Source organism: Bifidobacterium sp. LH_449, assembly GCF_056356755.1.
In genome coordinates, this window is record NZ_JBKEUV010000003.1 from 23,391 (window position 1) to 49,554 (window position 26,164).

21 protein-coding genes, 2 tRNA genes and 3 pseudogenes are annotated in these 26,164 nt (G+C 62.0%); 12 read left to right on the forward strand and 14 right to left on the reverse strand.

Going from position 1 to position 26,164, the window contains the following annotated elements:
• Positions 1 to 144 precede the first annotated feature (144 nt).
• Positions 145 to 1,788: a signal recognition particle protein gene (gene ffh / locus AC1AX7_RS03415; RefSeq protein WP_476508712.1), complete on the reverse strand. Its 1,644-nt coding sequence runs from the start codon at positions 1,786 to 1,788 to the stop codon at positions 145 to 147.
• Positions 1,789 to 2,562: 774 nt separating this feature from the next.
• On the opposite strand from ffh, the gene AC1AX7_RS03420 reads away from it, so the two are divergent.
• Positions 2,563 to 3,468 (forward strand): cation efflux transmembrane domain-containing protein, encoded by a 906-nt coding sequence (locus AC1AX7_RS03420; RefSeq protein ID WP_476508713.1) that lies wholly within the window; start codon positions 2,563 to 2,565, stop codon positions 3,466 to 3,468.
• Between the two features lie 112 nt (positions 3,469 to 3,580).
• Here AC1AX7_RS03420 and cysS read toward each other — a convergent pair whose 3' ends face one another.
• On the reverse strand, positions 3,581 to 5,239 hold the full coding sequence (gene cysS, locus AC1AX7_RS03425; protein ID WP_476508714.1) for a cysteine--tRNA ligase: 1,659 nt from the start codon (positions 5,237 to 5,239) through the stop codon (positions 3,581 to 3,583).
• Positions 5,240 to 5,364: 125 nt separating this feature from the next.
• On the opposite strand from cysS, the gene AC1AX7_RS03430 reads away from it, so the two are divergent.
• The 3 genes and pseudogenes from AC1AX7_RS03430 to AC1AX7_RS03440 form a co-directional block, all read left to right on the forward strand.
• Complete coding sequence (locus AC1AX7_RS03430; RefSeq protein WP_476508871.1) at positions 5,365 to 6,090, forward strand: type 1 glutamine amidotransferase; 726 nt, start codon at positions 5,365 to 5,367, stop codon at positions 6,088 to 6,090.
• A gap of 66 nt (positions 6,091 to 6,156) precedes the next feature.
• Positions 6,157 to 7,219 (forward strand): annotated as a pseudogene (locus tag AC1AX7_RS03435) (ABC-F family ATP-binding cassette domain-containing protein); the annotation flags it as partial.
• 80 nt (positions 7,220 to 7,299) lie between these two features.
• Positions 7,300 to 8,331: pseudogene (locus tag AC1AX7_RS03440) on the forward strand (ATP-binding cassette domain-containing protein); the annotation flags it as partial.
• Between the two features lie 191 nt (positions 8,332 to 8,522).
• On the opposite strand, the gene ilvN reads toward AC1AX7_RS03440, so the two are convergent.
• The 7 genes from ilvN to coaD all read right to left on the reverse strand — a co-directional run bounded on the left by ilvN (position 8,523) and on the right by coaD (position 14,445).
• On the reverse strand, positions 8,523 to 9,077 hold the full coding sequence (ilvN, locus tag AC1AX7_RS03445; RefSeq protein WP_476508715.1) for an acetolactate synthase small subunit: 555 nt from the start codon (positions 9,075 to 9,077) through the stop codon (positions 8,523 to 8,525).
• A gap of 23 nt (positions 9,078 to 9,100) precedes the next feature.
• A complete protein-coding gene (locus AC1AX7_RS03450) occupies positions 9,101 to 10,966 on the reverse strand; it encodes an acetolactate synthase large subunit (RefSeq protein WP_476508716.1) in 1,866 nt (621 codons plus the stop codon).
• 349 nt (positions 10,967 to 11,315) lie between these two features.
• Positions 11,316 to 12,113, reverse strand: coding sequence for a ribonuclease III (rnc, locus tag AC1AX7_RS03455; protein ID WP_476508717.1), 798 nt, complete (start codon positions 12,111 to 12,113; stop codon positions 11,316 to 11,318).
• 246 nt (positions 12,114 to 12,359) lie between these two features.
• Positions 12,360 to 12,554 (reverse strand): 50S ribosomal protein L32, encoded by a 195-nt coding sequence (gene rpmF / locus AC1AX7_RS03460; protein WP_476508718.1) that lies wholly within the window; start codon positions 12,552 to 12,554, stop codon positions 12,360 to 12,362.
• 98 nt (positions 12,555 to 12,652) lie between these two features.
• The gene (locus tag AC1AX7_RS03465) at positions 12,653 to 13,249 is read right to left on the reverse strand and encodes a YceD family protein (protein ID WP_476508719.1); all 597 of its coding nucleotides are present in this window, start codon (positions 13,247 to 13,249) and stop codon (positions 12,653 to 12,655) included.
• 3 nt (positions 13,250 to 13,252) lie between these two features.
• Positions 13,253 to 13,945 (reverse strand): ATP synthase subunit B family protein, encoded by a 693-nt coding sequence (locus AC1AX7_RS03470; RefSeq protein WP_476508720.1) that lies wholly within the window; start codon positions 13,943 to 13,945, stop codon positions 13,253 to 13,255.
• Between the two features lie 5 nt (positions 13,946 to 13,950).
• The gene (gene coaD, locus AC1AX7_RS03475; RefSeq protein ID WP_476508872.1) at positions 13,951 to 14,445 is read right to left on the reverse strand and encodes a pantetheine-phosphate adenylyltransferase; all 495 of its coding nucleotides are present in this window, start codon (positions 14,443 to 14,445) and stop codon (positions 13,951 to 13,953) included.
• 203 nt (positions 14,446 to 14,648) lie between these two features.
• On the opposite strand from coaD, the gene AC1AX7_RS03480 reads away from it, so the two are divergent.
• A complete protein-coding gene (locus AC1AX7_RS03480; protein ID WP_476508873.1) occupies positions 14,649 to 14,912 on the forward strand; it encodes a DUF3039 domain-containing protein in 264 nt (87 codons plus the stop codon).
• A 199-nt stretch (positions 14,913 to 15,111) separates the two neighbouring features.
• Here AC1AX7_RS03480 and AC1AX7_RS03485 read toward each other — a convergent pair whose 3' ends face one another.
• Complete coding sequence (locus AC1AX7_RS03485) at positions 15,112 to 16,122, reverse strand: aldo/keto reductase (protein WP_476508721.1); 1,011 nt, start codon at positions 16,120 to 16,122, stop codon at positions 15,112 to 15,114.
• 144 nt (positions 16,123 to 16,266) lie between these two features.
• Here AC1AX7_RS03485 and AC1AX7_RS03490 point away from each other — a divergent pair, with 144 nt between their 5' ends.
• The gene (locus AC1AX7_RS03490) at positions 16,267 to 16,695 is read left to right on the forward strand and encodes a MerR family transcriptional regulator (RefSeq protein ID WP_476508722.1); all 429 of its coding nucleotides are present in this window, start codon (positions 16,267 to 16,269) and stop codon (positions 16,693 to 16,695) included.
• Between the two features lie 186 nt (positions 16,696 to 16,881).
• On the opposite strand, the gene AC1AX7_RS03495 is transcribed toward AC1AX7_RS03490, so the two are convergent.
• A complete protein-coding gene (locus AC1AX7_RS03495; RefSeq protein ID WP_476508874.1) occupies positions 16,882 to 18,204 on the reverse strand; it encodes a nicotinate phosphoribosyltransferase in 1,323 nt (440 codons plus the stop codon).
• A gap of 255 nt (positions 18,205 to 18,459) precedes the next feature.
• On the opposite strand from AC1AX7_RS03495, the gene rph reads away from it, so the two are divergent.
• The 5 genes and pseudogenes from rph (at position 18,460) to AC1AX7_RS03520 (ending at position 22,811) form a co-directional block, all read left to right on the forward strand.
• The gene (gene rph / locus AC1AX7_RS03500; protein ID WP_476508723.1) at positions 18,460 to 19,224 is read left to right on the forward strand and encodes a ribonuclease PH; all 765 of its coding nucleotides are present in this window, start codon (positions 18,460 to 18,462) and stop codon (positions 19,222 to 19,224) included.
• Positions 19,225 to 19,328: 104 nt separating this feature from the next.
• Complete coding sequence (locus AC1AX7_RS03505) at positions 19,329 to 20,030, forward strand: non-canonical purine NTP pyrophosphatase (RefSeq protein ID WP_476508724.1); 702 nt, start codon at positions 19,329 to 19,331, stop codon at positions 20,028 to 20,030.
• Positions 20,031 to 20,101: 71 nt separating this feature from the next.
• Positions 20,102 to 21,367: an aminoacyltransferase gene (locus tag AC1AX7_RS03510; protein ID WP_476508725.1), complete on the forward strand. Its 1,266-nt coding sequence runs from the start codon at positions 20,102 to 20,104 to the stop codon at positions 21,365 to 21,367.
• Between the two features lie 170 nt (positions 21,368 to 21,537).
• Positions 21,538 to 22,308: pseudogene (locus AC1AX7_RS03515) on the forward strand (peptidoglycan bridge formation glycyltransferase FemA/FemB family protein); the annotation flags it as partial.
• A gap of 128 nt (positions 22,309 to 22,436) precedes the next feature.
• The gene (locus AC1AX7_RS03520; RefSeq protein ID WP_476508726.1) at positions 22,437 to 22,811 is read left to right on the forward strand and encodes a peptidoglycan bridge formation glycyltransferase FemA/FemB family protein; all 375 of its coding nucleotides are present in this window, start codon (positions 22,437 to 22,439) and stop codon (positions 22,809 to 22,811) included.
• 78 nt (positions 22,812 to 22,889) lie between these two features.
• On the opposite strand, the gene AC1AX7_RS03525 is transcribed toward AC1AX7_RS03520, so the two are convergent.
• From AC1AX7_RS03525 to AC1AX7_RS03535, 3 genes are all read right to left on the reverse strand, one after another.
• On the reverse strand, positions 22,890 to 23,888 hold the full coding sequence (locus AC1AX7_RS03525; RefSeq protein WP_476508727.1) for an AEC family transporter: 999 nt from the start codon (positions 23,886 to 23,888) through the stop codon (positions 22,890 to 22,892).
• A gap of 195 nt (positions 23,889 to 24,083) precedes the next feature.
• A tRNA-Leu gene (locus AC1AX7_RS03530) sits at positions 24,084 to 24,164 on the reverse strand.
• Between the two features lie 107 nt (positions 24,165 to 24,271).
• A tRNA-Thr gene (locus AC1AX7_RS03535) sits at positions 24,272 to 24,347 on the reverse strand.
• Between the two features lie 467 nt (positions 24,348 to 24,814).
• Between AC1AX7_RS03535 and AC1AX7_RS03540 the strand changes: the two genes are divergently transcribed.
• Positions 24,815 to 26,137, forward strand: a complete 1,323-nt coding sequence (locus AC1AX7_RS03540; protein ID WP_476508728.1) for an acyltransferase family protein — start codon at positions 24,815 to 24,817, stop codon at positions 26,135 to 26,137.
• Positions 26,138 to 26,164 lie beyond the last annotated feature (27 nt).

The window sequence follows — 26,164 nt, forward strand, 5'->3', positions numbered from 1 at the left end:
ACATATCAAATACATAGCGCAAAGCGCCGCACCGGCATCATGCCGAGGCAGCGCTTTGAATATGCCATACGATAGCTGTCACATACGGCGGACGTCGCAACAGGCGGCGCCGTCAGCCGTATGCGACGCGGAACCGAGTCCGGATCAGCCAAGCAGACCGGCCAGTCCACCGCCCAAATTCGGCGGCAGCTCGCCATTGCCGTCCATCAGCTCCTGCAGGCCGGCAGGCAACGCCGGATTCTGCGGCTTCTTGGCAAACGCGGAGCCGCCGCCGTTGCCGCCGTTACCGGAAGACTTGCCGGCAAGCTTGTCGCGCAACGCCCTCTCCTCGGCCTCACGCTTCATCGGGTTACCGGACTTGGAACCCTTCTTCTTGCCCTTCTTCGCGTTCTTCTTCGCCCCCGGGCCGCCGAAGCCGGGAATGCCGCCGCCCAGACCGGCCTTGTTGCTCATGCGCTTCATCATCTTCGCGGCCTGCTCGAAACGCTGCAGCAGCGCATTGACCTGAGACACGGTCACGCCGGAACCATAGGCGATACGGGCGCGGCGGGAACCGTCGATGATCTTCGGATTGCGACGTTCCGCCGGCGTCATCGAACGGATGATGGCCTCGGTGCGGTCGATCTCACGCTCATCGAACTGCTCCAAAGCCTGACGATGCTGCGCCATGCCCGGAATCATGCCGAGCAGGCTCTTCATCGACCCCAGCTTGCGCACCTGCTGCAGCTGGTCCAGGAAATCATCCAGACCGAATTCGCCTTCGGCCATCTTCTGCGCGGCCTTGCGGGCCTCTTCCTCGTCGAACTGCTTCTGCGCCTGCTCGATCAGGGTGAGGATATCGCCCATGTCGAGAATGCGGGAAGCCATACGGTCGGGGTGGAAGACCTCGAAATCCTTCAGGCCTTCGCCATTCGACGCGAACAGGATCGGCTTGCCCGTCACGGAAGCGACCGACAGCGCGGCGCCGCCACGCGCATCGCCATCCAGCTTCGAAAGCACGACGCCGGTGAAGTCGACGCCTTCATCGAACGCCTTCGCCGTCTTCACAGCATCCTGGCCGATCATCGCATCGATGACGAACAGGATCTCATCCGGCTGCACGGCATCGCGGATGTTGCGCGCCTGCAGCATCAGCTCTTCGTCGACGCCCAAACGACCGGCGGTATCGATGATGACCGTGTCATACAGCTTCTGCTTAGCCAATGCCACCGAATCGCGGGCCACCTGCACAGGATCGCCGGTGGTCAGGCCCGGCACGGTGACGGCGTCGCCGCCATCGGACTGCACGCCCTTCTCCGGCGCATACACCGGAACGCCGGCGCGCTCGCCGACCACCTGCAGCTGCGTCACCGCGTTCGGACGCTGCAGATCGGCGGCGACCAGCAGCGGCGTATGGCCGGATTCCTTCAGCCAATAGCCCAGCTTGCCCGCAAGCGTCGTCTTACCGGCGCCCTGCAGACCGGCCAGCATGATGATCGTCGGCGGATTCTTCGCGAAATTCAGCGGTCGGTCGACTCCCTGGCCAAGGATGCCGGTCAGCTCGTCGTTGACGATCTTCACGACCTGCTGCGCCGGATTCAGCGACTGCGACACTTCCTCGCCGAGCGCGCGCTCGCGCACATGGGCGGTGAAGGAACGCACCACTTCAAGCGCCACGTCGGCGTCGAGCAGCGCACGGCGGATTTCACGGATCGTACCGTCGATGTCCGCCTCGGAAAGCTTACCCTTGCTCTTCAGATGCTTGAACGCATTCGAGAGCCTGTCTGTCAAAGAACTAAATGCTGCCATAATGCCCACCAGTCTACCTGTCGCGCGGGAAAACCCGCTGTCCTGCTTCCTCTGACGTTTTTGACCGCAACACGCCGTGGCTGGCGGTCAAAAACGTCAGTTGGAGGTGGTCGGAGGCGGTTGCATCTCCTGCCGTTGTCCGTTGGCTGACGGTTTTGACCGGGACACGCCGTTGTTGGCGGTCGAAAGTGTCAGGGAGAGGTGGTTGTGCCCCTGCTGTTTTCCGTTGGTTGACGGTTTTGACCGGGACACGCCGTTGTTGGCGGTCGAAAGTGTCAGGGAGAGGTGGTTGTGCCCCTGCTGTTTTCCGTTGGTTGACGGTTTTGACCGGGACACGCCGTTGTTGGCGGTCAAAAGTGTCAGGGAGAGGTCGGTTGGGACGGTTGGGCGCTCGGTTGGGGCAGTTGGTAGGCCGGTTGGGGTGGTCGGTAGGCCGGTTGGGGTGGTCGGTAGGCCGGTTGGATGGTCGGTCGGGGAGATTGGGGCGGTTGGGTAGGCCGGCGGCGGCCGGCAAGGAGGCCGGCTGAGAGGCCGGGCGGCCGGTGCGGTCGGGCGGCCGCCGCCGGCCGGCGGGCACCGTATTCCGCCCGGGGATGAAACCGGCGGGCCGTCATCCGAGCCGCCAACTACCATGGAACGGTAAGCAGTGATATGTGATTCGAATTCGATGTTCGAAAACTTGAAATTCGGTATATCCCTGGACACCCCTATCGCGAGCCTTGACATGCGCCATCGCTGACGTAGGCATCGCCCCGCAATATGGAAGGACCATTTATGCAGCATAAGAAAACGGAACGCAAGGCGTTGACGGTCGGCATCGTCGTCAATGCACTGATGGTGTTGGCCGGCTTCGCCGTGTTTTTCATCACCGGCATGCGCGCCATGTTCCTGGATGCGGCGTTTACGCTGATTTCCGTCGTCTCCGGCATGGTCGCCGTGTATTTGTCGTCGAGAACGGTGCGCACGACCGACCGTTTCCCCAAAGGCATGTTCGCGTTGGAGCCGATGTATGCGATCTGCAAGTCGATTTTCACGTTGACGCTGCTGCTGTACTCCTTCCTTGACGTCGCCCGCGTCGCCTACGAATATTTCGCGTTCGGCATCGGGGAGCGCGTCAACGTCGGTCCGGTGATCTTCTATGAGGCGATCATGGTGGCGCTGTGCTTCGGATTGGTGGCATACTATCGCCGCGGCAATCGTCTGATCGGCGATGCCAGCCTGATGCTGCGCGCCGAAGCGAACGGGACGCTGATCGACGGCCTGATTTCCGCCGGCATCGGCGTGGTCGCGCTGGGCCTGTTCTTCCTGCCGGACGGCACGCCGTTCGATTTTCTGCATTACACCGGCGATTTCTTCATCACGACGGCGATCGTGCTGATGGCGGTCAAGGAGCCGGTCGGCGTGCTGCGTGACGCCTTCGTCGAATTGGTGGGCGGTGTGCATGACGATGACGATTTGAACGCTTTCGTGGAAGAGCGTGCGCAGCATCATCTGCCGGTCGGCACGCAGTATGAGCAGACGCGCATCTTCAAAACCGGCATGAGCTATCGCATCGAGGTCTACATTTCGGGCACCGATGCCACGATCGCCGTCGCCGATCTGAAGCGCTGCCGGCAGGCGTTGGAAGCCGATCTGCGGCATCGCCTGCACATTGTGGACGTCGATTTTGCATTCGATTAGATCATCGTTGATCGCTGTGATTGAACATTATGGTTGCGGGCCTGTCGGAAAACGTTCCGACAGGCCCGCAACCAATTATTTTGTGATTAATTTTGATGTTGGTTATCCCGGATTATTTGAGGGTCCAGGTGGAGCCTTGGGGGCCGTCTTCGATGATGATGCCGGCGGCGTTCAAGGCGTCGCGGATCGCGTCGGCCTTGGCGAAATCCTTCGCCTTACGGGCGGTCTGACGTTCCTGCAGCTGGCCGGAAATCAGCATATCCAGCGCGGCGTGTTCGGCGGAACCGCCGTCGCCTGCGCCGGCGGCGGCAGCGGAGACCCAAGGTTCGGCCAGCGGGTCCAATCCCAACGTGTCCAACATGGCGCGCACCGCGACCAATGCGTCGTGCAGCCGAGCGGCGGCGTCACCGTCGGCGGAGCCGTCCGCGATCGCGGCGAGCAGCGTGTTGCCGGAGCGGATCGCGGTGAAGATCGCGGCGGTCGCGCCGGAGACGTTCACGTCGTCATTCATTGCGGCGACGAAATCGGCGGGCAGCATGTCGGCGGAAACCGCGACGATTTCGTCGCGGGACGGCTGGCCGCTCAATGCGGCGCCGGCGCGCTCGATGAAATTGGAAACGCGGTCGTATGCGGCCTGCGCCTCGGCCAGCGTCTGATCCGACCATTCCAGCATCGAACGGTACTGCACGCCGCCCAGCGCATAACGCACCACCCATGCGGAATGCTCGGCCAGCACCGCCGGCACGGACAGGCCGTTGCCCAGCGACTTGCTCATCTTCTCGCCCTTGGCGGTCACCCAGGCGGAATGCATCCAGACCGCGGCCGAATCGAAGCCGGCGGCGCGCGTCTGCGCCATTTCGTTCTCATGATGGGGGAACCGCAGATCCAAGCCGCCGCCATGAATGTCGAACATGCCTGCCAGATAGCGGTTGCTCATCGCCGAGCATTCGATATGCCAGCCGGGGCGGCCCCCGCCGAACGGCGTATCCCAGCGCGCGTCAAGCGGATCGGTGTCCTTTGGGGCCTTCCACAAGGCGAAATCGCGCACGTCATGCTTGTCGGGGGACATGTCGGCCGGGTCGACCGGATTGTATTTGTCGTTGCCGGCGGCGTCCACGCTTGGTCCCATGCGATTGGCGATTTCCGCGGCCTCGTCGAGGGGCGCGGCATCACCTGCTGCGGCGCCGACGCCATCGGAAACGGTCTGCTTCTGATGCGTCAATTCGCCGTAATGCGGCCATGAGGCGACGTCGAAATACACGTTGCCGGTCGGATCGCCGTTCTCGTCGCGCACCACATAGGCGTGGCCGTTGTCGATGATGCGCTGAATCATCGCGACCATGTCCATCATATGGCCGGTCGCGCGCGGCTCGTACGTCGGCGGCAGCACGCCCAACGTGTCATAGGCCTGCGTGAATTCGCGCTCGTAGATATAGGCGCGTTCCCACCAGTGCTGGCCGGCGGCGGCGGCCTTGTCGAGGATCTTGTCGTCGATGTCGGTGACGTTGCGCACGAAAGTGACCTTATAGCCCAGGCGCAGCATCCATCGGCGCACCACATCGAATGCGACGGCGGCGCGGATATGCCCGATATGGGGGGAGCTCTGCACCGTGGCGCCGCACACGTACATGCCCACCTGCCCGGGCCTGATCGGGCGGAAAGGCGAGGTCACATGCGAAGCGGTGTTGTACAGGCGAAGTCCGGCGGCCGCTTCGGCAAGCTGCGGAGCTTCGGAAATGTTGGAATTCTGCGGTTCCTGGGTCATGCTCATACCGTCGAGCGTATTCGTATTCGGCGACAAAACCGTCGTCGGCATCGCGTTGACAAAGCGGCTGCAACACGTTGATAAAACGTTATCCGATTGGTTTTTACGTGCATGGTGCCACAATGGGAGCTATGCCTCGATCACAAGTGCTTATTGTGCAGCACGTCCCATGGGAGAAGCCGGGACGTATTTTGGCGAACCTGGAAGACCTTGGTCTTGAGGCTTTGACGTTGAACATCGCCGGAACGAAAAAGCCGGATCTGCCGAATTTCGATGAGATCGCGGGCCTCGTCATCATGGGCGGGCCGATGGGCGCGCTCGACTACGACAAATACCCGGGATTGAAGGCGGAAGCCAAACTCGCCAAGGCCGCCGTCAGCGTCGGCAAACCGGTGCTCGGCGTCTGCCTGGGCCATCAGATTCTCGCCACCGCACTTGGCGGCAAGCTTGCTTCTTCTGAAACGCCGGAAATCGGCATCGGGCCGATCAAACGAGTGGACCGGCACGATTATTTCTCCATGTACGAAAAGCAGATGGACGTGCTGCACTGGCATGGCGACGTCGTCACCTTGCCGGACGGCGCGCAGTTGTTGGCGAAATCGCCGGCAACAAAGGTGCAGGCCTTCCGGTTCGGTTCCGCGCTCGGCCTGCAGTTCCATCTGGAAGTCAACCCCACATTGCTGGAGGAATGGCTGGCGGAGCCCAGCATGGTGAAGGCGTTGAAGGCCGCCGGCGGGTCGAAGTCGCAGCTGCGTGATTCCTTCGCCGAGCACAACGCCCAGATTCAGGCGTTCGCCGAGCAGACGTTCTCCGCCTTCGCCGCGCGCTGCAACAGCTACGCGCAGACGCTGCGATAGCATTCGGCCGGTCTATTCGGCTGTTTTCCGGCCAAATGCCTACGCCGGGCGCTACATTGGTGCCTTATGCCGACTTATGACCTGGGACTTGAACACGTATCGCTTGCCTTCGCGACGAAAACCGTTTTCACCGATGTGACGCAGGGCGTTTTCGAAGGCGACCGCATCGGCATCGTCGGCCGTAACGGCGACGGCAAATCCACGCTGCTGCATCTGTTCAACGGCACGCAGGAGCCGGATTCCGGCCGCGTGACCAAGCGCGGCGGCCTGACCTTCGGCATGCTTGACCAGCGCGATCCGCTTGACGACAACGCCACCGTGCGCGAGGCCGCATTGGAGGGCCGTGAGGATTACGAATGGGCGTCGGAGACCAAATCGCGCGAAATCGTGGAGGCGCTGCTTGGCGGCATCAGTTTGGACGCGACAATCGGCTCGCTTTCCGGCGGCCAGCGTCGCCGCGCCGATCTGGTGCGCCTGCTGCTGAAGGATTGGGATATTCTCGCGCTTGACGAACCGACGAACCATTTGGACGTCGTGACGATCCACTGGCTGGCCGAACATCTGAAAAACCGTTGGGCCAAGGGCCAGGGCGCGCTGCTGCTCGTCACGCACGACCGCTGGTTCCTCGATGAGGTCTGCGAATCGATGTGGGAAGTGCACGACGGCGTGATCGACCCGTTCGAAGGTGGCTATTCCGCATACATGCTGCAGCGTGTGGAGCGCGACCGTCAGGCCGATGTGCGCGAGACGAAGCGCCGCAATCTCGCCCGCAAGGAATTGGCTTGGCTGAGCCGCGGCGCGCGTGCGCGTTCGACGAAGCAGAAATTCCATGTGAAGGCCGCCCGCGAGCTGATCGCTGACGTGCCGCCGCTGCGCAATACGCTGGAATTGAAGCAGATGGCGACTTCGCGCCTCGGCAAGCAGGTCGTCGATCTGATCGATGTGACGCAGATCTTCTCCCATGTGCAGGGCGAGGCCGATATCGACCCCGACGTCGCCGCGATGGAAAGCTCCGCTTCCCGCGTCGACGTGGTGCCGGCGATGTATGCCGAACCGCAGGTGCACGGTTCCGTGGAAATCGCCGTCGACGACATGGCCGATCCGCGATTGCTGGACGCCGCCGTGAGGACATCCGATATCGCGGCGTCTGCCGAGGCGTCGTCTGATATGACGACTTCCGATGCCGCCAATGATGACGCCGGTGTTGAAGCGACGTCGGCGGCGCGGAAGATCACCGTGACGGGCCGCAAGATTCTGGATGATGTGACGTGGCTGATCGGTCCCGGCGACCGCTTCGGCATCGTCGGCGCGAACGGTGCCGGCAAATCGACGTTGTTGAAGATCCTTGACGGCACGATCACGCCGACGGCGGGACACGTGAACATCGGCAAAACCGTGAAGTTCGCGGTGCTGTCGCAGCGTCTCGACGAATTGGAGAAGCTCGGCAAATACAAGATCAAGGAAGTGCTGAGCCGCTATAAGCCAAGCTATATCGTCGAAGGCAAGGAAGTGACTCCGGGCCAGCTGATGGAGCGCCTCGGCTTCGAATCGGCCCAACTGATGACGCCCATCCGCGATCTTTCCGGCGGGCAGAAGCGCCGTATGCAGCTGCTGCTGATCCTGCTGGATGAGCCGAACGTGCTGATCATGGACGAGCCCGGCAACGATCTGGACACCGACATGCTGGCCGTGATGGAGGATCTGCTCGATACGTGGCCGGGCACGCTGATCGTGGTCAGTCATGACCGGTATCTGCTGGAGCGCGTCACCGACCAGCAGTTCGCGCTGATCGGCGGCAAGATCCGGCATCTGCCGGGCGGCGTGCAGGATTATCTGGATATGACCGACGCGATCAAGGCGGGACGCGACCCGTTCGGCGGCGATCGGACGGACCAGCGAGGCAAGGGCGTCGCCGGCGGTGCCCTTGCCGTCACGGATGCCGGCGCGGGCAACGACGGCGCCGCATCCGACGGATCCACGCAATCCGGGGCGGCATCTCAGCCTACTGCGCCGAAACTGACCGGCAAGGCCTTCCACGATGCGTCGAAGCGCGTGTCGGCGATCGAACGCAAACTGGCCAAACTGGAGGAGCGGAAGTCTGATCTGGAAGCGCGGATGGCGGCCCACGATCCCAGCGACTACGCGGGTCTCAACGAACTGAACCAGCAGTTGCAGTCCGTCGCGGCCGAATCCGAAGAGCTGGAAATGGAATGGATGGAGCTTTCCGAACAGCTCGAGTAGCGCAGCCGTGCCCTCCCCGCACGGCCCACGACCGACCCCCGATTCGTCAACAGCCTAGGGCCTTTACGGAATCGGGGAGGGACAAAAGCCGGCGAAAACGTAAAGCCACGGGGCCCTTACGGCAACAGGGTTTGGGAAAACCCCTGAACCGTAAGACCCCGTGGTTTTTTACGAAAGCGCAGGCGTCTCGGTCAGCGGCCGGTGACTTCGGAGCCAAGCACCTTTTCGCTCAGGGCCTTCGGGCCGCGGGTCACGGCGACGGCGCCGGAACGCACCAGTTCGATGATGCCGTAATGTTCCAGCAGTCCGAGCAATGCGTCGATCTTGCCTTCCGCGCCGGTGGCTTCGATGGTCATGGATTCGGTGTTCACATCGACCACGCGCACACGGAACAGCCGCACGATCTCCAGCACGTCGGAACGATTCGCCTGAGTGGCGGAGACCTTGATCAGCACCAGTTCGCGTTCCACCGTCGTCGCCGGGTCAAGATCGACGATCTTCAGCACATGCAGCAGCTTGTTCAGCTGCTTGATGATCTGCTCGAGCGGCACCTCCTCCACGTCGGCGGTTACGGTGACGCGCGAGATGTCCGGACGTTCGGTGGGGGAGACGGACAGCGAGTTGATGTTGAACGCGCGGCGGGCGAACAGGCCGGCGATGCGCGCCAGCACGCCCGGGCGGTTTTCGACGAGCACGGACAGCGTGTGACGCTGCGAACCCGGCTTGGATGCGGGATAGTTAGCCATGATATTGCGCCTTCCTTACTCGTTCACTCGTTGTCTGCGTCGTCGTTGCCCGCCGTATGCTGCAGCGGGTAGACGCCCGGCTTGTACATGACGTCATTGTTGGATGCGCCCGCCGGAACCATCGGGAAGACCATGGCATCCTTCCACACGCGGAAATCGATCAGCACAGGGCGGTCGTTGATCTCATTCGCCTTGGCGATGGCCTCCAGCGCCTCCTCCTTGGTGAAGGCACGCATGCCGACGCAGCCGTATGCTTCGGCCAGCTTGACGAAGTCCGGAACGTCGAAGAATTCCTCCGCGCTCCTGCTGTCGCCGTCCTTCAGATTCGTGGCCGAATAATGCTGCTTGTAGAACAGCGTCTGCCACTGGCGGACCATGCCGTACACGGAATTGTTCAGCAGCGCGATCTTCACCGGAGCCTTCTCCAGGAAAGCGACGGCCAATTCCTCGGACAGCATCTGGAAGGATCCGTCGCCGTCGATCAGCCACACCGGACGCTTCGAGCCGATCGACGCGCCGATGGCCGCAGGCAGGCCGAAGCCCATCGTGCCCAGGCCGCCGGAGGAGATCCAGGAATGCGGCTTTTCGAAATCGATCAGCTGGGTCGCCCACATCTGATGCTGGCCGACGCCGGAAGCCCATACGGTATCCGGATCGGCGGCCTTGGAAAGCTGCTCGACGACCCACTGCGGGGCCATCGGACCGTTCGCCGGCTCATCATAAGCGGTCGGATACTTGGTGCGCCATTCGTCAAGCAGCTCCCACCACGGTTCAAGGTTCGGGCGGCCGTACTCGGCCTGATGACGTTCGATCTCCGGGATCAGATCGGCGAGCACGGCGGAGACGTCGCCGACGATCGGCACGTCCGCCACACGATTCTTGCTGATTTCCGCCGGATCGATATCGATATGAACGACATTCGCGGTCGGCGCGAAAGCGTCCAGCTTGCCGGTGACGCGATCGTCGAAGCGCGCGCCGATGGCGACGAGCAGATCGCAGCGCTGCACGGCGCCGGTCGCCGCGATGGTGCCATGCATGCCCAGCATGCCCAGCACCTTCGGATCGGAATCAGGCACGATGCCGCGCGCCGGCAGCGTCATCACGATCGGGGCCCCGGTCACGTCCGCGAGCTTCTTCACCAGTTCGCCCGCATCGGAACGCATCGCGCCGCCGCCGACATACAGCACCGGGCGGTAGGACTGGTCGAACAGCTTCGCCGCGTCGGACAGCACACGGCCGTGCGCCTTCGTCGTCGGATTATAACCGGGCAGGATCATGCGCTGCGGCCACGAGTAGTGCATTTCGCCGACCTGCGCGGTCTTGGTCACGTCGACCAGCACCGGGCCTGGGCGGCCGGAGCGTGCGATATACATGGCTTCGGTCAGCACGCGCGGAATATCCTGCGCGCGCGTGACCAGATACGAATGCTTGACCACCGGATAGGTGGCGCCGACGATATCGGCTTCCTGGAACGCGTCGGTGCCGATGGAATCGACGCCGACCTGGCCGGTGATGACCACCATCGGCACGGAATCCATATTCGCATCGGCGATCGCCGTGATCATATTGGTGGCGCCGGGGCCGGAAGTGACGATGCACACGCCCACCTTGCCGGTGGACACCGCATAGCCTTCGGCGGCATGGCCGGCGGCCTGCTCGTGGCGCATCAGGACAAAGCGGAATTTCGTGTCTTCTTTGATCGCGTCATATACGGGTAGGATCGCACCGCCCGGAATGCCGAAAACCTCCTTGACGCCAAGGTCTTCCAGCGAACGGACCAGCGCTTCGGCGCCGGTCAGCTGTTCGCCGTCGGCAACGGTCTGTTTCTCCGTGGTGGCAGCGGCCCTGGGCACGCTGCTGAATGCCTGCAAAGGAGTAGGTAACACCATGTTCCCCCTCAAGATACTGTCAAGGTCGTTCGCTGTGTTGTCCGGTGCGGATTGCGCTCCGGGGTGTGTCGAAAGGGGCGGCGGCACGCGTTGTGCGCATGGTCTCATCCCTCTCGATTATCGCCTATCGTAACGAGCCTGTAACGAATGCGGGTGCAGGGGGCCACATTTTGAGTCAGAAACGTATCGTCATACGCGACGAGGCGTGCTCCGGCGGAATTCCTTCCCCAGAGCACGCCTCGCCGGCATGCCGCAACGATCGCGCTTCACTTTGCGTGAATCACCGTGTGCGCATCACATTGTGTGAATCACTTTGCGTCACTTTGCGCGAATCGTTCCACGAATCGTTTCACGCGGCTTTTCCGCGCTCGTCAAGCGTCCGCCAGGCGTTCTCCGCGGCGGCCAGCTGCGCCTTGCGCTTGCTCGATCCCTTGCCGACGCCAAGCACTTCGCCGGTATCCTCCACAATCGCCTCGGCGGTGAAGATCTGCGCATATTCCGGGCCGCTGACCGACATGCGGTAATGCGGATCGCTCAATCCCATGCCGTGCGCCTTGACGGTAAGCGACGTCTTCCAATCAAGTGCGGGGCCTTCCGTCGCGACCTCGGTCAACGTGTCGTCAATAAGATGATGCACGACCGCTCGCGCGCCTTCGATGCCGTGCTCCAGGAAGGTCGCTCCGATCAGCGCTTCGACGATGTCGCACAGAATCGAGCTTTTTTCGGCGCCATGCTGGTCCTTTTCGCCGTTGCCAAGCAGAATGTACGGGCCGACATGCAGCTTGTCGCGTGCGATGCGGCTTAATGATTCCTCCGATACGGCTTTGGCGCGCATCTTCGCAAGCTGGCCTTCGGTCATGTCGGGATGGGTGGCGAACAGCGTTTCGGTGGAGACCAGTTCGAGCACGGCGTCGCCGAGGAATTCGAGACGCTCGTAATTGCGCGCCCCGGGATGCTCATGCGAGAACGAGCGGTGGGTGAGCGCCTCGACGAGAATCTCAGGGCTCAGCGTCGTGCCGAGGGCATCAAGCAGCACATTGCTCGGATCCAAATCGCCTTGCGAAACAAGGGAGGCCTGCGAATGCCTTTTGGAATTCGTTTTGGAGGCGGCGTCGTGAGCTGCGCTGTGATCCGTGATATGCGTCATCAGAAATCCTTCAATCGAGTCTGCAGATCTGTTGTTCCCGCACTGGTGTTCCGTCGTGGCGGGATTTTCAGGGGGGGGGGGATTCCGCCGTTCCCGAACGGTCATTCCATTTCGGCGGCCGGAAAGGACGGCCGTAAAGCGTCGTCGGAAAAGGTCGGGATGAAGCCGGGCGGTGACATATAAGAGCCCTGCCACCCGTCGATGGCAGGGCTCTTATTCATAATGCCTTGAATCGTTTCCGGCTGCTCACTTGGTGTGAGCGGAGCGGATGGCCTCGCGGTAGACGCGGCCACGGAAGGAACCGCAGCTCGGGCAAGCCATGTGAGGCAGAGCGGGAGCGCCGCAGTTCGGGCAAGTTACGGTCTGGGAAGCCTTGGCCTTCCAGTTCGCGCGGCGGGAATGAGTATTCGCGCGCGAGGTCTTGTACTTAGGCAGTGCCATTGTTGTTCCTCTATTTCGTTCGAACGATTGAGCTTAAGCGTTCAGTATCCTAGCGCATACGTCGTACAAAGTCCATTTTGGGACATGCCGAAGCGCCGTCACCCCTGCTGTTCGCGTTCCAGCTGCGCCTTCAGTCCTTCCAGCGCCGCAAAACGAATATCGGCGACGTCATGATGATGATCGGGATTCTCGTTCAGGTCGATGCCGCACTGCGAGCACAGTCCCAGGCAGTCATCCTTGCACAGCGGCTGCATCGGCAGCTCCTCGACCAATGTGTCGCGCAGCAGGGCCTCCAGATCGGCGAACGCGCCGTTGTCGAGCAGCGGGTAGATGTCTTCGGACTCGTCCTCGCCGGCGATGATGTCGACGTCGTCATTGCCGGCGTTCTTCGCATCCTGCGCCTCGTAGGGGAAGAACGCGGTCACCGTGATGCCCCAATCACGGCGGATCGGCTTCAGACAGCGCGTGCATTCGGCGTGCACGGGCGCGTTGATGCGGCCGGTGAGGATCAGTCCGTCGACGATGGAGTCGAAGGAACCCGTCACCTGGACGTCGGCGCCTTCTTCAACGCCGATGATCTCGTCGCCGATGCCGTTCGGCGCGGGGAACGTCGTGTCGATCTCTTTGCTCTGGCCGGGACGCGACGCCACCTGCGCCACGGAAACGGCCCATGGGGAATCTTCGGTACGTGCCATGAATCAGCCCTCCGGATAATCGTTGGAATCGATATGCGGCATATTCTCGCCGGCCGCGCGCTGCCGTTCGTTCAGTACGTTCAAACCGGCCTGAACGTCATGTTCAAGCTTGCCGAGCTGCTGCTGGAGGCTTTCCATGACGGTGGTGCAATAGCGGTCCGCGCCCTGCGTCAGATGATCCGCTTTCGCCTGCGCCTGATCGAGGATAGCACGCGCCTTCTGGCGTGCGATCTCGGTGACGTTTTTCTGGCCTGCCAGGAACTGCGCCTGTTCGTTCGCCTCCTTGATCATGTCGGCGGAACGGCTTTGCGCCGAAGCGATGATCGCATTGGCCTGCGTCTGGGCGCTTTCCAATCGGCGTTCGGCCTCGCGCATCAAGGCGGAGGCTCGCTCCAGCTGCACCGGCAGCATCTTTTTGAGGTCGTCAAGCCGGTCGATGAAATCCTCGCGGTCCACTCGCACCGCACCCGGCGCGAACAGCATCGGCTTGGCCTCGTTCAGCATGGTCTCCAAATCGTCGATGATGTCGTAGACGGTGGTGAATTCCTCGCGGCTCTTGTCGACTTCGCCGTCCGGATCAAGCGTCTCGCGCAGATCCGGCAGTTCGGGCATGCTGGTTCTGGTGGCGGGGGTCGCGACGGAAGCGGCGGATGCCGCAGGCTTGGCGGTGTCGGAAGCGGCGGTCTCGTCGATCATATTGCTTATGCTTTCCTCTCTTTGTTCAGCGCTTCGGCGAGCAGCGGAATGACGCAGTCGGGAACCATGCCTGTCACGTCGCCGCCGTGACGCGCGACATCCTTGACGATGGAACTGGAAATGTGCTCGCGCACCGGATCGGCGGGAAGAAACAGCGTTTCCACGCCGGACAGCTTGCGATTGACCAGCGCCATGCCCAGCTCCGCCTCGTAGTCGCCGTTCTGGCGCAGGCCTTTGACGATGACCGTCGCGCCGACCTTTTTGCAATAGTCGGTGATCAGTCCGTCGGTCGAGGAGACCTGCACGTTGCGGCATCCATCCTTGTCGAGTGCGCGACGGATGACGTCGACGCGGGTCCGTTCGGAAAACATCGGTGTTTTCGCGGCGTTCACTGCGACTACCACATGCACTTCGTCGAAGAAGCGCGCGCAGCGTTCGATAACGTCCAAATGCCCGGAAGTGACCGGGTCATAGGATCCTGGGCATACAGCAATGGTCATAGGCATAAGACTACCGCGCATCATGGCACGGACACGGCGGCGAACGGAGCAAAAGAAGGGGCGTTCCTATGATCGCTGCGGCTATGATGGATGCGGATGGCCGCGTCGCGGGTGATGCGGCGCGCAAATTCGGGAAATATGAGGAGCGATGTGATATGCAGGATTCGTTTGACGCCGTAAGGGCCGATCGTTGGGATATTCGTATGGAGGCCGAGCCGGATGGCGATTCCTCCACCGGCACCGCGGTGTTGGAGCGTCCGGAAGTCGAAGAGCGCACGGAGATGTCGGATAACGGCGACGCCGACCGCTTCGCGCATTATGTGTCGCGCGACCGCATCGCCGAATCGCGTATGACCGGACGCCCGGTCGTGGCTCTGTGCGGCAAGGTGTGGGTGCCGAAGCATGATCCTTCGCAGTATCCGGTCTGCCCGGACTGCAAGCGCATCTACGAGGAGATGATGCACTGACCGCGGCGTTCCGCACGGCAATCGCAACGACCCCGTGGCTTTGGCGAAATCCCCCGCATCATCGCGGGGGAGAGGCGTCAAGGCCACGGGGGCGTTGCGGATCGGTGGGGCGGCGCAACGTCGGCCGGAGCGTCGCCGGCCGACGCGGACCGCTGCGGATCGGCGTGAACCGGCGTGAACCGGCGTGAACCATTGCGGGTCAGCGCAGCGAAATCTCGTCGATGCGTGCGAGCTCCTCGTCGGTGAACGTCGTGTTCTTCAACGCTCCGATGTTGTCGAGGATCTGCTGCGGCTTCGACGCGCCCGCCAGCACCGACGTGACGACGCCGTCATGCAGCAGCCAGGCCAGCGACATTTCGGCCAGGGTCTGCCCGCGTTCGGCCGCCAGGTCATTGAGCTCGCGGATCTGCCGCAGACGCTCGGGCGTCAGCGCGCTTTCCTGCAGGAACCGCCCGTCGGCGGCGATGCGGCTGTCCGACGGGACGCCGTTGAGATAACGGTTCGTCAGCAGGCCCTGCGCCAGCGGAGAGAAGGTGATGATGCCCTTGCCCAGTCGCTTCGAGGTCTCCTTCAAACCGTTGCGTTCGACGGTGCGGTCGAAGATGTTGTAGCAGTTCTGGTTGATGATGAACGGCACATGCAGCTCGTCGAGGATCGCCGTCGCCTTGTGCAAGGTCGGGCCGTCATAGTTGGAAAGGCCCACGTACAGCGCCTTTCCGCTGGAAACGGCCTGCGCCAGCGCGCCCATCGTCTCTTCCAGCGGCGTATCCGGATCCATGCGATGGTGGTAGAAGATGTCCACATATTCCAGGCCGAGCCGTTCAAGGCTCTGATCGAGGGAGGCCAGCAGATATTTGCGGCTGCCCAGGTCGCCGTACGGGCCGGTCCACATTTCATAGCCGGCCTTCGTGCTGATGATCAGCTCGTCGCGATGATGGCTGAAATATTCGCGCAGCAATCGCCCGCAATTCTTCTCCGCGCTGCCCGGCTCCGGGCCGTAGTTGTTGGCCAGGTCGAAATGCGTGATGCCGTTGTCGAAAGCGGTGAAAGCAAGCTGCTTCATCGTTTCGTATGGCGTGTGGTCGCCGAAATTATGCCAGAAACCAAGCGAGACGGCCGGAAGTTTCAGGCCGCTGACGCCACAGCGATTGTACGTCATCGAATCGTAGCGGCTTGGCGCCGGCGTATAGACTGCAGTCGGTTCGAACATGGATGCTCCTTTGGACGGTGTTCGCTTGCTGTATCTGTGTTGTCGCGATGTCATTATCGTCTTGGGCGTCGTCCCAATCGTCTCACTTCAAGTACACTTGAAGACAAGTGTCGTTGTAGGCGTGTCGGCAAAGGAGATGCGATCATGAGCGAAACGTATACGATCCGCGATCTGGCGAATCGTTTCGACCTGCAGCCTTCGACGCTGCGCTATTACGAGGAGTGCGGCCTGCTGCCTGAAGTCGCGCGCAATGAGGCGGGGCAGCGCGTATACGACGAATCCCATGTGGGGCGCCTTGATGCGATCCGCTGTTTCAAACACGCCGGCATGAGCATTGACGAACTGAAGAGATTCTTCGCATACGAGGCCGATGAGAACGCCCATATCGCACAGATCATGGAGCTGCTGGAGGCCCGGCGCGACGCCATCGTCGAACAGCGCCGCGCGTTGGACGATGCCTACCTGCATGTGCTGCGCAAACTGCGATTCTACGGCGACATCAAGCGCAGCATAGAAGCCGGAACGCCGCATCCGGACTGGGCCGACTACGATGGCAAGGATTTCTCCCGCTGATTTGCGCTTTCCGATCGGATGCAAGCGACCATTCTTGCCATTCCGCACGAAGCCACTACGCGCAATTGGTCGTTTGAGCGCCTGTGAGCGACCAATTGCGCGCAGTGGCCTCGTGAAAAATGGCAAAAAGTGACGGAACGCGCAGTCGGCGGCGCCACGGTCGGGCGATGCCGTCAACCGCCGGCGTCACAGCACGGTGATTTCGGTGGGGATGGCGGGATCGCCCTTCATCAGCGACTGCGCGGTGATGGGCAGCTCGCCCAACGCCTTCGCACGGTATTCGTGTGCGCGCATAATCGCATCATGGCCCTGATACTGCCGGTCGATATGGCCGTCGACCACATAATCGACCAGCAGGTCCTTCCATCCGTTTTCAGGCCGGAAGGCGGCGAGCCGTTCTTCCGAACCGGAAACCACATGCTCGCAGTCGGCCAGATTGTATTCATACGAACGGTAGGCGAGCTTGCGCCCCGGCACGGTGGCCTTGTCCTTCGACTTCTTGGCGACCGGCTGCATCACGCCCTCCGAATTTTCGCGTTCGGTCAGCTTGTACACCATCGCGCAGGTCGGTGCGCCCGAACCCGTGACCAGCATCGTGCCGACGCCGTACGAATCCACCGGGGCGGTCTGCAATGCGGCCAATGCATACTCGTCCAGATCGTTGGTCACGGTGATCTTCGTATTCGTCGCTCCCAGCGCATCCAGCTGATTGCGCACGCGCTGCGCCATCGCCGCCAGATCGCCCGAATCGATGCGCACGCCGCCCAACTGCGGGCCGGCCACTTCGATCGCGGTCTTCACGGCCTCTTCGATATTGTAGGTGTCGACCAGCAGCGTCGTGTTGCTGCCCAGCGCCGCGATCTGCGATTCGAAGGCGGAACGTTCGTCATCGTGCACCAGCGTGAAGCAATGCGCCGCCGTGCCGATGGCCTTCAGGCCGTACATCTGCGCCGCCAGCAGGTTGGCGGTTCCCTTGAATCCGCCGATCACGGCGGAACGTGACGCCGCCACCGCGGCCCATTCGTTCGTGCGGCGGCCGCCCATATCCATGCAGGGGCGGTCCTTCGCGGCCGACACCATGCGGGAGGCGGCGGAGGCGACGGCGGAATCGTAGTTGAGCACGCTCAGCAGCAGCGTTTCGAGCAGCGTGCATTCGCCGAATGTGCCTTCGACCTGCAGGATCGGCGAATTCGGAAAGAACATTTCGCCTTCGCGGTAGCCTTTGATCGAGCCGGAGAAGTGGAAATTTTCCAGCCAGTCCAGCGTCTGCCTGCTGACGATACGGCGGTCGGCGAGGAACCTGAGGTCTTCGTCGCGCAGATGGAAGTTCTCCAGCACGTCAAGAATGCGGCCCGTGCCGGCGACCACGCCGTAACGGCGGCCTTGCGGCAGGTGACGCGTGAAGACTTCGAATACGCATTTGCGATTCGCGGTGCCGTCCCTCAGACAGGCGTCCAACATCGTGTATTCATACATGTCGGTCATCATTGCCGGCGAAAAATCCATGATTCCTCCCAACTTTTCCGAGCTTGGCGTTTGGGCGCGCAAGGCTGCCGTCCTGCGCATGCGCCGCGTCCTACGGTCAAAACGGCGGTGATAAAGCCAATAGTCAGAATAACTATATGTATGATTTGCGACGATTCCAGCCCGGAGCGTCGCAGTGTGAAACGCGGATGAGGGCGGGTGCTAGGCTCGGCAGAAGCAATGATCGATGATAACGACCGATGATTACGCCGCCTGATCGAAGGGAAACGGGAAACAGCCATGGCTGAGATTAAGGATTTGCTGTCAGGGAACGTGGTGCTGCGCGCGGACGGACGCGCCGTCGACGAGCTGCGTCCGGTGAGGATCACCCGCAATTTCACGGATGTGCCGGAGGGGTCCGTGCTGATCGAATGCGGCAATACGCGCGTCATGTGCACGGCGACGTTCACTGCCGGAGTGCCGCGCTGGCGCAAGGATTCCGGCCTTGGCTGGGTCACCGCCGAATACGCGATGCTGCCGCGGGCCACCGCCGAACGCACCGACCGTGAATCGGTGCGAGGCAAGATCGGCGGCCGCACGCATGAGATCAGCCGCCTGATCGGACGCTGCCTGCGCGGCGTCGTCGACATGAAGGCGCTGGGCGAAAACCAGATCCAGATCGACTGCGACGTGCTGCAGGCCGACGGCGGCACGCGCACCGCCTCCATCACCGGCGCGTATGTGGCGCTGGTCGACGCCGTGCGCTGGGCGGAATCGAAGAAGCTCATCAAACGTGCCGACCGTGTGATCAAGGACAGCGTCTCCGCCGTGTCCGTCGGCGTCATCAACGGCACGCCGATGCTGGACCTGCCGTATATCGAAGACAGCCAGGCCATGACCGACATGAACGTGGCCATGACCGGTGCCGGCGAATTCATCGAGATCCAGGGCACCGCCGAACACCGCCCGTTCAGCCGCGACGAGCTCAACACGCTGCTCGATCTGGCACAGAAGGGCAACAAGGCGTTGCAGGCCGCGCAGCGCGCCGCGCTCGCGGTGGACTGACCGCCGCCCAAACGCGTAAACCACGAAACGCGCGGCAGGCGCCGGAAAACAGCGACACGACAACGAATCGCAGGAACGAATCGCAGGAGTTTAAAAGGACACCCATGAAAATCATCGTCGCCACGCATAACGAAGGCAAACTGGTGGAAATCCGCCGAATTCTGGAAGAACGTCTCGGTGGGGACGCCGCCGATGTGGAGCTTCTTTCCGCCGGCGCGCTGAATTTGCCCGATCCGGTGGAAGACGGCGTGACCTTCGAAGAGAACGCGCTGCTCAAGGCGCGCGACGTGGCCCGTCGCACCGGATACCCAGCCATCGCCGACGACTCCGGCCTGATCGTGGACGTGATGGGCAACGCTCCCGGCATCCTGTCCGCCCGCTGGTCCGGCCGTCACGGCGACGACCAGGCCAACAACGAACTGCTGCTCGCGCAGATCGCCGACATTCCGGACGCCAAACGCACCGCGCGCTTCCGCTGCGCCGCCGCGCTCGTCGTGCCGAAAGCCGATTGGAATCGTGAGATCACGGCGACGTCCGACGCCACCTTCGAAGGCGCTCCGTACGAAATCGCCGGCGAAACCGTGGAATCCGGCGAAATGCCGGGCCATATGCTGCGTGAATCCCGCGGCGAACACGGCTTCGGATACGATCCGCTGTTCGTGCCGGACGACCAGCCCGCCCGCGCCATCGAAGCCGGCGAAACGCTGACCTCCGCCGAAATGACGCCGGAAGAGAAGAACGCGATCTCCCATCGCGGCAAGGCCCTGCGCGCGCTCGCACCGGCCGTCGAGGCGCTGCTGCGGTGATCCCAGCCGCCGTCGCAGGCAATCATCGCAATCCGTCATTTCAATTCATCATCAGGAAAGGATGCCGCTTCATGCGAACGTTCGAAATGGCAAGGCTGTCGCCTGAGGAATTCGACGTGTTCTCCGCCGGCCATCCGCAGGGCAACTTCCAGCAGACCTCTGCCGCAGGGCGACTGCGCGCCATGCAAGGCGTCACCGTGGAATACTGGGCGGCGCGCGAACAGGGCATCATCAAGGCGGCGGCATTGCTTGAAATACACCGAAGTCGCCTGTCGACGTTCGCCGCAGTCCATGACGGGCCGCTATGCGACTTCTCCGACGCGGAACTCACCGGATATTTCATCGGCCGATTGAAGGCCCGCGCCAAAGCGTTGAAGGCGTCGCAATTGGAAATCACGCCGGAAACGCCATATCGTCTGCGCGACTCATTCGGCGATCCGCTGCCGGGCGGGCAAGGCGAGCCGCATGACGGCGAAGTCGGCAACCTGCGCGCCTGCGGCATGAGGCATTCCGGCTTCACCGTCGGCTATACGGCGGTTCCGAGATGGCGCTACGTCAAGGACCTGACCGGCATCGCCGACGAAGCCGCACTGCTGCGCACCTATGACAAGCGCACGCAGTGGAGCGTGAAACGCGCCTCTTCGATGGGCGTGCACGTGCGCGAACTCGGCGAAGACGAGCTGCGGACATTCGCGGACATCGAACAGGCCACCGCACAGCGTCGCAGTTTCGCCTATCGTGGCGCCGAATATTTCCGCCTGTTCAAAAAGGCGTACGGCGACCGCGCGCATTTCATGGTCGCCGAAATCCATGTCGGCGAATACGCCGCCGACATGGAAGCGAAGCATGCCGCGCTTGCGGACAAGGTCCGGCAACTGCAGGAGCGCTACGAGCAGCGCGCCACCACCAAACTGCAGCGTCAGCTTGGGGAGGAGCGGCGCAATCTTGAGGCCGCCGGCAAGCGTCTGGCCGAGGCGAAGCGTCTGAAGGAGCGCGGCGATGTGTTGCCCGCGGCCGCGTCGCTGTTCGTGGAGCATCCGCGCGAAACGATCTACCTGTTCTCCGGCAGCGTCGAGGAATACAAGCCGTTCTACGCGTCCGCGCTGATCCAACATCATGCGATGCTGCATCTGTGCGTGGAACGCGGCGTCACGCGCTACAACTTCTACGGCATCGACGGCCATTTCGACGACGCGAATGCGGAAGGCCGCGGCGTGCTTGAATTCAAGCAGGGATTCAACGGCCACGTCGAAGAGCTGATGGGCGAGTTCACCGTGATATGCCGGCCTGCCGCGTATCGGCTGAAGCGGATGATGCATCGTCTGCTCGGCAGATAGCGCCGGCGGCGTCGGCGCGGACGCGATCGGCGATCGCCGTCCTGCCCGGCGCCTGGCTGTGACGTTATTGTGCGCGATTACGCGATGTCGCTGCGTGCGATATTGCCTCCTGCGCTGTTACAGCGTGTGATATTTCCGACAATGATGATGTTTAGACAGAGGAAAACGATATGCAGACAAAGAATTCCTGGCATGCGCGTGCATTGTCCGACGCCGAATTCGACGCATTGTCCAGTCGCAGTGCGGACGGCGGATTCCAACAGACTTCGGCGATGCGCCGCATGGCGGCCGCGCGCGGATTGCAGACGGCGTTGGTCGGCCTGGCCGATGATGAGGACGCTCCAGTCGCCGGCGCGATGATCGCGTACACGCCTGGCCGCTTCGGCCTGGAAGGCTCCATCTGGCTGGGGCCATTGTGCGATCCGCACAATGCGGCGATGCTGGCGGCGATGAGCGAGGCGATCGTCGCCGACGCGCGACGCCGCCATGCGATCAGCGTCTCCTGCTGGCCGAATGACGTATATCGGCTGCATGATTCCGACGGAAATCCTTCCGGCGATGCCGATGATGCGATGATGGACGCCTATGCGCGCCTTGGATGGCAGCACGGCGGTTTCACACGTGGCTATGATTCCGTCATCAATCGTTGGGTGTATGTCAAGGATCTGTCCGGTTTCTCCGACGCCGACGCATTGCTGGCATCATATTCGAAGAACACGCGTCGCAATGTGAAAATCGCCCGCAACAGCGGCGTGGAGGTCCGTCGCATGACGCGTGACGAATTGGGAGTCTTTCATGATATCTGCGAAATGAGCAGCGTCAAGCAGCATTTCGCCAACCGTTCGCTGGACTATTTCCAGCGCGTATTCGATGTGTTCGGCGATAAGGCCGAATTCATGGTGGCCGAAGTGCATCTGGACCGCTATCTGGAATCCTGGCAGGACAAGGTCGCCAAAGGCGAGAAGGATGTGGCACGACTGTCGTCGTCATTGGAAACGACGAATACCCTGATGATGTCCACAGGAAATTGGATACCGCGAAGAACAATCTGGAGGCTTCCCGCAAACGCGTGGCCGACGCCAAAGAACGCATCGCCCGTGATGGCGAAGTGGTGCCGGTGGCGGCGGGCCTGTTCATGTGGCACGAGCGCGAACTGGTGTATTTCTCCAGTGGCTCCGACGAACGCTACGCCAAGTTCTATGCACCGACGGCGATTCAGCATGTCATGATGTCGCGCTGTCTGGAGCGTGGCATCACGCGCTACAACTTCTATGGCATCGATGGCGTTTTCGACGATCCGAATTCCGCCGGGCGCGGCGTGCTTGAATTCAAGCAGGGCTTCAACGGATTCGTGGAAGAGATGCCGGGCGAGTTCACCATTCCCGTCGACGGTCTGCGCTTCAAGCTGGCGCAGACCGTACGGCGTGTGCTGAAGCGGGGATGACGGGGCGAAACGGCCGCGGCGTCCGGGCTGCGGCCGTTTCAGCCGAACGGGCGTGCGCGATCGGCTGCGGCCGTCGTGTCAGCCTACGATCATGTGCAGTCCGGTCATCATCAGCATGCTGATGATCGCAGTGATGGACAGGCTGAAGCCCGCCAGCTTCGCGTTGCCGAGCACTTTGTCGGTGAACAGCGTGGAGAATACGGCGATAGGGGCCAGCGAACACATCATCACCGCTTCACGCGTCGCCGCGTCGAACGGCAGCAGGAACCAGGCGGCAGTCGCGAAGAGCACGCCGAACGGCAGTCGCCAGGCCAGCACTTCGCCGATCGAGCGGAGGTCGTCCTTGGAAGCGGGCAGGTCCATCAGCATGCCGACCATCAGCATCGAGCAGAAGGCGTTGGCGTTGGCGAACGGCTGCGCGATGGATGCGATCCAGTCGGGAAGCCGCACGTCGGCGATCATCAGCACGATCATCACCAGATAGGTGTCGAACGGCACCGATCCGAAGAATCCTTTGAGCACGTTTCGCAGCAGCGATCGTCGGGCCAGCCGTTTCGCATCGCGATCGGCCGGTTTGGCGTAGGGGAGCGTCGGAGCGGAGCCCGCACCCTGCTCCTGCAGCGTCCTTCCCGGTTCGATGTGCAGCAGCGTCTGCGTCATCACATTCGTGCCGGCTGCGACCATGATGCAGTTGCCGACGTCGAACATCGCGGCGGGCACGATCGCGGACGTTCCCAGAAACGCCTGCACGACTGGAAAACAGAAGCATCCGATGTTGAAGCCTGACCCGTTGAGCATGGTGAACGCGCGCTGCGCGACTGGGCGTTTCGACGTCGCAAGGAAAATCAGTATCGGCGGAATCGCGGCGACGATGAAGCCGAATACGGACAGCCACAACAGGCTGATGTCATGCGGATTGGTGGCGAACGAGTAGACGATCGCGCCTGGCAATGCCAGATCGAACAGCGCCACCTGCAGGATGCGGTAATCGCGTGAGCCGAACAAGCCGAAGCGTTTGAACAGGTATCCGACGATGACGATGAGCAGCAGTGTGATGGGCTGGATGATTGCGGACATGATACCTTCTTCGCTCTTCTTCGGACTGCCGACTGTCGCTAAACCGGCCGGCCCGGATCCGACCTGTTCGCAAAGCCGAAAAACCGCCAGCCGTTATCACGGGTGTTGCCACGAGCCGCTTCATTTCTTTCGCGCAATGCCTTGGACATGCTGGGAATGGTGGTATGAAGCCGCTTGTGAAAAAGGGGAATCGGGTGCGCGAGATGGGACTCGAACCCACACGTCAAAGACACAGGAACCTAAATCCTGCGCGGCTACCAATTACGCCACTCGCGCGAGGCATGCCGGCGGAATCGTCGCGACGGCATGCTCAGCATGCTGATGTTGCCGGAAATCCCACCGATATGCAAAACCCTAGACTGAACGAATCCAATCTAGGGCGATGGAGCCACTTGACAGAATCGAACTGTCGACCTGCTCATTACGAGTGAGCCGCTCTACCGACTGAGCTAAAGTGGCGTTATGCCCGGGAGACATTCGTCAGCCGCGCACAAAACATTTAGTATAACGGGATATTTCGACTTGTCCAATCGAAGCCGAGCGGACGGCGTCTCGGCGTGTCGTATATGAGTCATGCATCCGCGAGCATCCGTATATGCCCGTGTGCATTCATCTATGGGTGCGCATCGCACGTCGCGTACTGCATGCACGCTGTGCGCGTGCATGCGAGTGTCTATGCGCATGCGCTGCATGCGGGCGCATATATCGCCCATGCCGCGGCGGGGCGTTATTCTGTGCACATGACCATGCCCACGAAAACGCCCCCGCATCATGATGCCGGCCTTCGCGGCGGCGACAATCGCGCGCAATCCGATCGCGTATCCGTCAATCGTGCGTCCGCCGACAACTGCGTGCCGGCAGACCGTGCGCCGGCAGACCGCGCGCCCGCCGATCGCTCGCGATCAGATCGGACGCGATCAAATCGCATGCAGCCCAACGCCGCATCCGCGGATTTCGCGCGATCCAAGTCGGCGCCCGCCGGTCGCATGCCGTCCATCGAAATGCTGCGTCTCGCTGCCATTCTCGGCATCGCCATATTCCACACCTTCTCGGCATCCTTCGATCAGGCCGTCTTGCTGGGGCCGCAAGCCTCCACGCAATCCGGCTCCATCGCGGCGGTCGCGGTGTCCCCCATCGCGATGTGGCTGCTGTCGATGCTGATGTTTCTTGGCTCGTGGGGCAATCATGTATTTTTCATGATTTCCGGCTTTTTCCTGATTCCGCGCATGTCCGAGCGGTCGCGCTCGCCGGGATACTGGCGCACCGCAGCGAAATCCACGCTGATCCGCTGCATGCGCGTCGTGGCGACTGTGGCGTTTTACGTGCTGGTCACATTTGCGGTGAATTCCTGGATCGTGCCGATACCGGGCTTCGGGTCGGTTTCGTCGTTGACGGTCGGCTTGGAATTCATCTGGCTGTATGTCGCGTTCGTCGCGGTCGCGCCGATCGTGGCGTGGATTCTGGCGCGTTTGCGTGCCCGCATGACGGTCGCGTTGGCCGTGCCGTCGCTGATCGTCGTGTATGCGTTGAATACGTCGATCGCATCGGGCGTGGACGTCGCCGGCATGAGCTTTGCGCTTTCGGACTGGCGTAAGTGGATGAGCGCGGTGACATATGCGGCGTCGTTTATGTTGGCCGGCGCAGTCGGCATGGCGCTGAGGCGTGCGCAGGGCGGCGCATTGCGGCGTTTCCGCTGGGGCGCCGCGTTGCGTTCGCGCGGATTGTGGCTGTGCTCGATGGCGATTGTGCTGCTGGCGATGAGCGTGTGCTGTCTGATCGCGGTGAACTCGTCGACTTATGCGTTTGCGCGCATGCTGTCGTTCAAGTCGACGTCGGTGCTGTCGTTCGCGCTTGCGATCGCCGCGTTGCTGGCGGCGGCGTTGGGCGGTGCCGCCTCGCAGATTGCCGTTTCGAATGGCGTCGTTGCGAATGGCGTCGTTTCGAATGGTTCCGTCATATCTCGGGGCGCGCATTGCCGGCGTCGTGTGATTGTGGCGCTGGCGTCCGGAATTCTGGGATTCTACATTGTGCAGTCGCTGATGCATCCATTGTGGTCGGCGGTTCAGGAATCGCTGATGGCGCCGCTGCTGTGGCATGCCGCTTCGTCTGCGGGCGTTGCATACGTCGGCTGGATGATTGCATGGTTCGCCGCAGGCGTCTCGTTCTCCTGCTGCTTCGTCGTAGTGGTGTGCGCGGCGGATCGGCTGATACGTCGTCCTGTTTTACGGGCGTTGCATATGTCGAAGTGATGACGTGATGATTGCGGGGATGCCGCT

What these genes read in the sequence shown, in the direction of transcription:
- AC1AX7_RS03510 (WP_476508725.1), top strand. Translation starts at nt 20,102, where the DNA reads ATGCGAACGTTCGAAATGGCAAGGCTGTCGCCTGAGGAATTCGACGTG.
- cysS (WP_476508714.1), bottom strand. Translation starts at nt 5,239, where the DNA reads ATGAGCATGACCCAGGAACCGCAGAATTCCAACATTTCCGAAGCTCCG.
- ilvN (WP_476508715.1), bottom strand. Translation starts at nt 9,077, where the DNA reads ATGGCTAACTATCCCGCATCCAAGCCGGGTTCGCAGCGTCACACGCTG.
- rph (WP_476508723.1), top strand. Translation starts at nt 18,460, where the DNA reads ATGGCTGAGATTAAGGATTTGCTGTCAGGGAACGTGGTGCTGCGCGCG.
- rnc (WP_476508717.1), bottom strand. Translation starts at nt 12,113, where the DNA reads ATGACGCATATCACGGATCACAGCGCAGCTCACGACGCCGCCTCCAAA.
- AC1AX7_RS03470 (WP_476508720.1), bottom strand. Translation starts at nt 13,945, where the DNA reads ATGATCGACGAGACCGCCGCTTCCGACACCGCCAAGCCTGCGGCATCC.
- AC1AX7_RS03450 (WP_476508716.1), bottom strand. Translation starts at nt 10,966, where the DNA reads ATGGTGTTACCTACTCCTTTGCAGGCATTCAGCAGCGTGCCCAGGGCC.
- AC1AX7_RS03485 (WP_476508721.1), bottom strand. Translation starts at nt 16,122, where the DNA reads ATGTTCGAACCGACTGCAGTCTATACGCCGGCGCCAAGCCGCTACGAT.
- AC1AX7_RS03420 (WP_476508713.1), top strand. Translation starts at nt 2,563, where the DNA reads ATGCAGCATAAGAAAACGGAACGCAAGGCGTTGACGGTCGGCATCGTC.
- AC1AX7_RS03430 (WP_476508871.1), top strand. Translation starts at nt 5,365, where the DNA reads ATGCCTCGATCACAAGTGCTTATTGTGCAGCACGTCCCATGGGAGAAG.
- ffh (WP_476508712.1), bottom strand. Translation starts at nt 1,788, where the DNA reads ATGGCAGCATTTAGTTCTTTGACAGACAGGCTCTCGAATGCGTTCAAG.
- rpmF (WP_476508718.1), bottom strand. Translation starts at nt 12,554, where the DNA reads ATGGCACTGCCTAAGTACAAGACCTCGCGCGCGAATACTCATTCCCGC.
- AC1AX7_RS03525 (WP_476508727.1), bottom strand. Translation starts at nt 23,888, where the DNA reads ATGTCCGCAATCATCCAGCCCATCACACTGCTGCTCATCGTCATCGTC.
- AC1AX7_RS03490 (WP_476508722.1), top strand. Translation starts at nt 16,267, where the DNA reads ATGAGCGAAACGTATACGATCCGCGATCTGGCGAATCGTTTCGACCTG.
- AC1AX7_RS03505 (WP_476508724.1), top strand. Translation starts at nt 19,329, where the DNA reads ATGAAAATCATCGTCGCCACGCATAACGAAGGCAAACTGGTGGAAATC.
- coaD (WP_476508872.1), bottom strand. Translation starts at nt 14,445, where the DNA reads ATGACCATTGCTGTATGCCCAGGATCCTATGACCCGGTCACTTCCGGG.
- AC1AX7_RS03465 (WP_476508719.1), bottom strand. Translation starts at nt 13,249, where the DNA reads ATGGCACGTACCGAAGATTCCCCATGGGCCGTTTCCGTGGCGCAGGTG.
- AC1AX7_RS03540 (WP_476508728.1), top strand. Translation starts at nt 24,815, where the DNA reads ATGCAGCCCAACGCCGCATCCGCGGATTTCGCGCGATCCAAGTCGGCG.
- AC1AX7_RS03480 (WP_476508873.1), top strand. Translation starts at nt 14,649, where the DNA reads ATGGAGGCCGAGCCGGATGGCGATTCCTCCACCGGCACCGCGGTGTTG.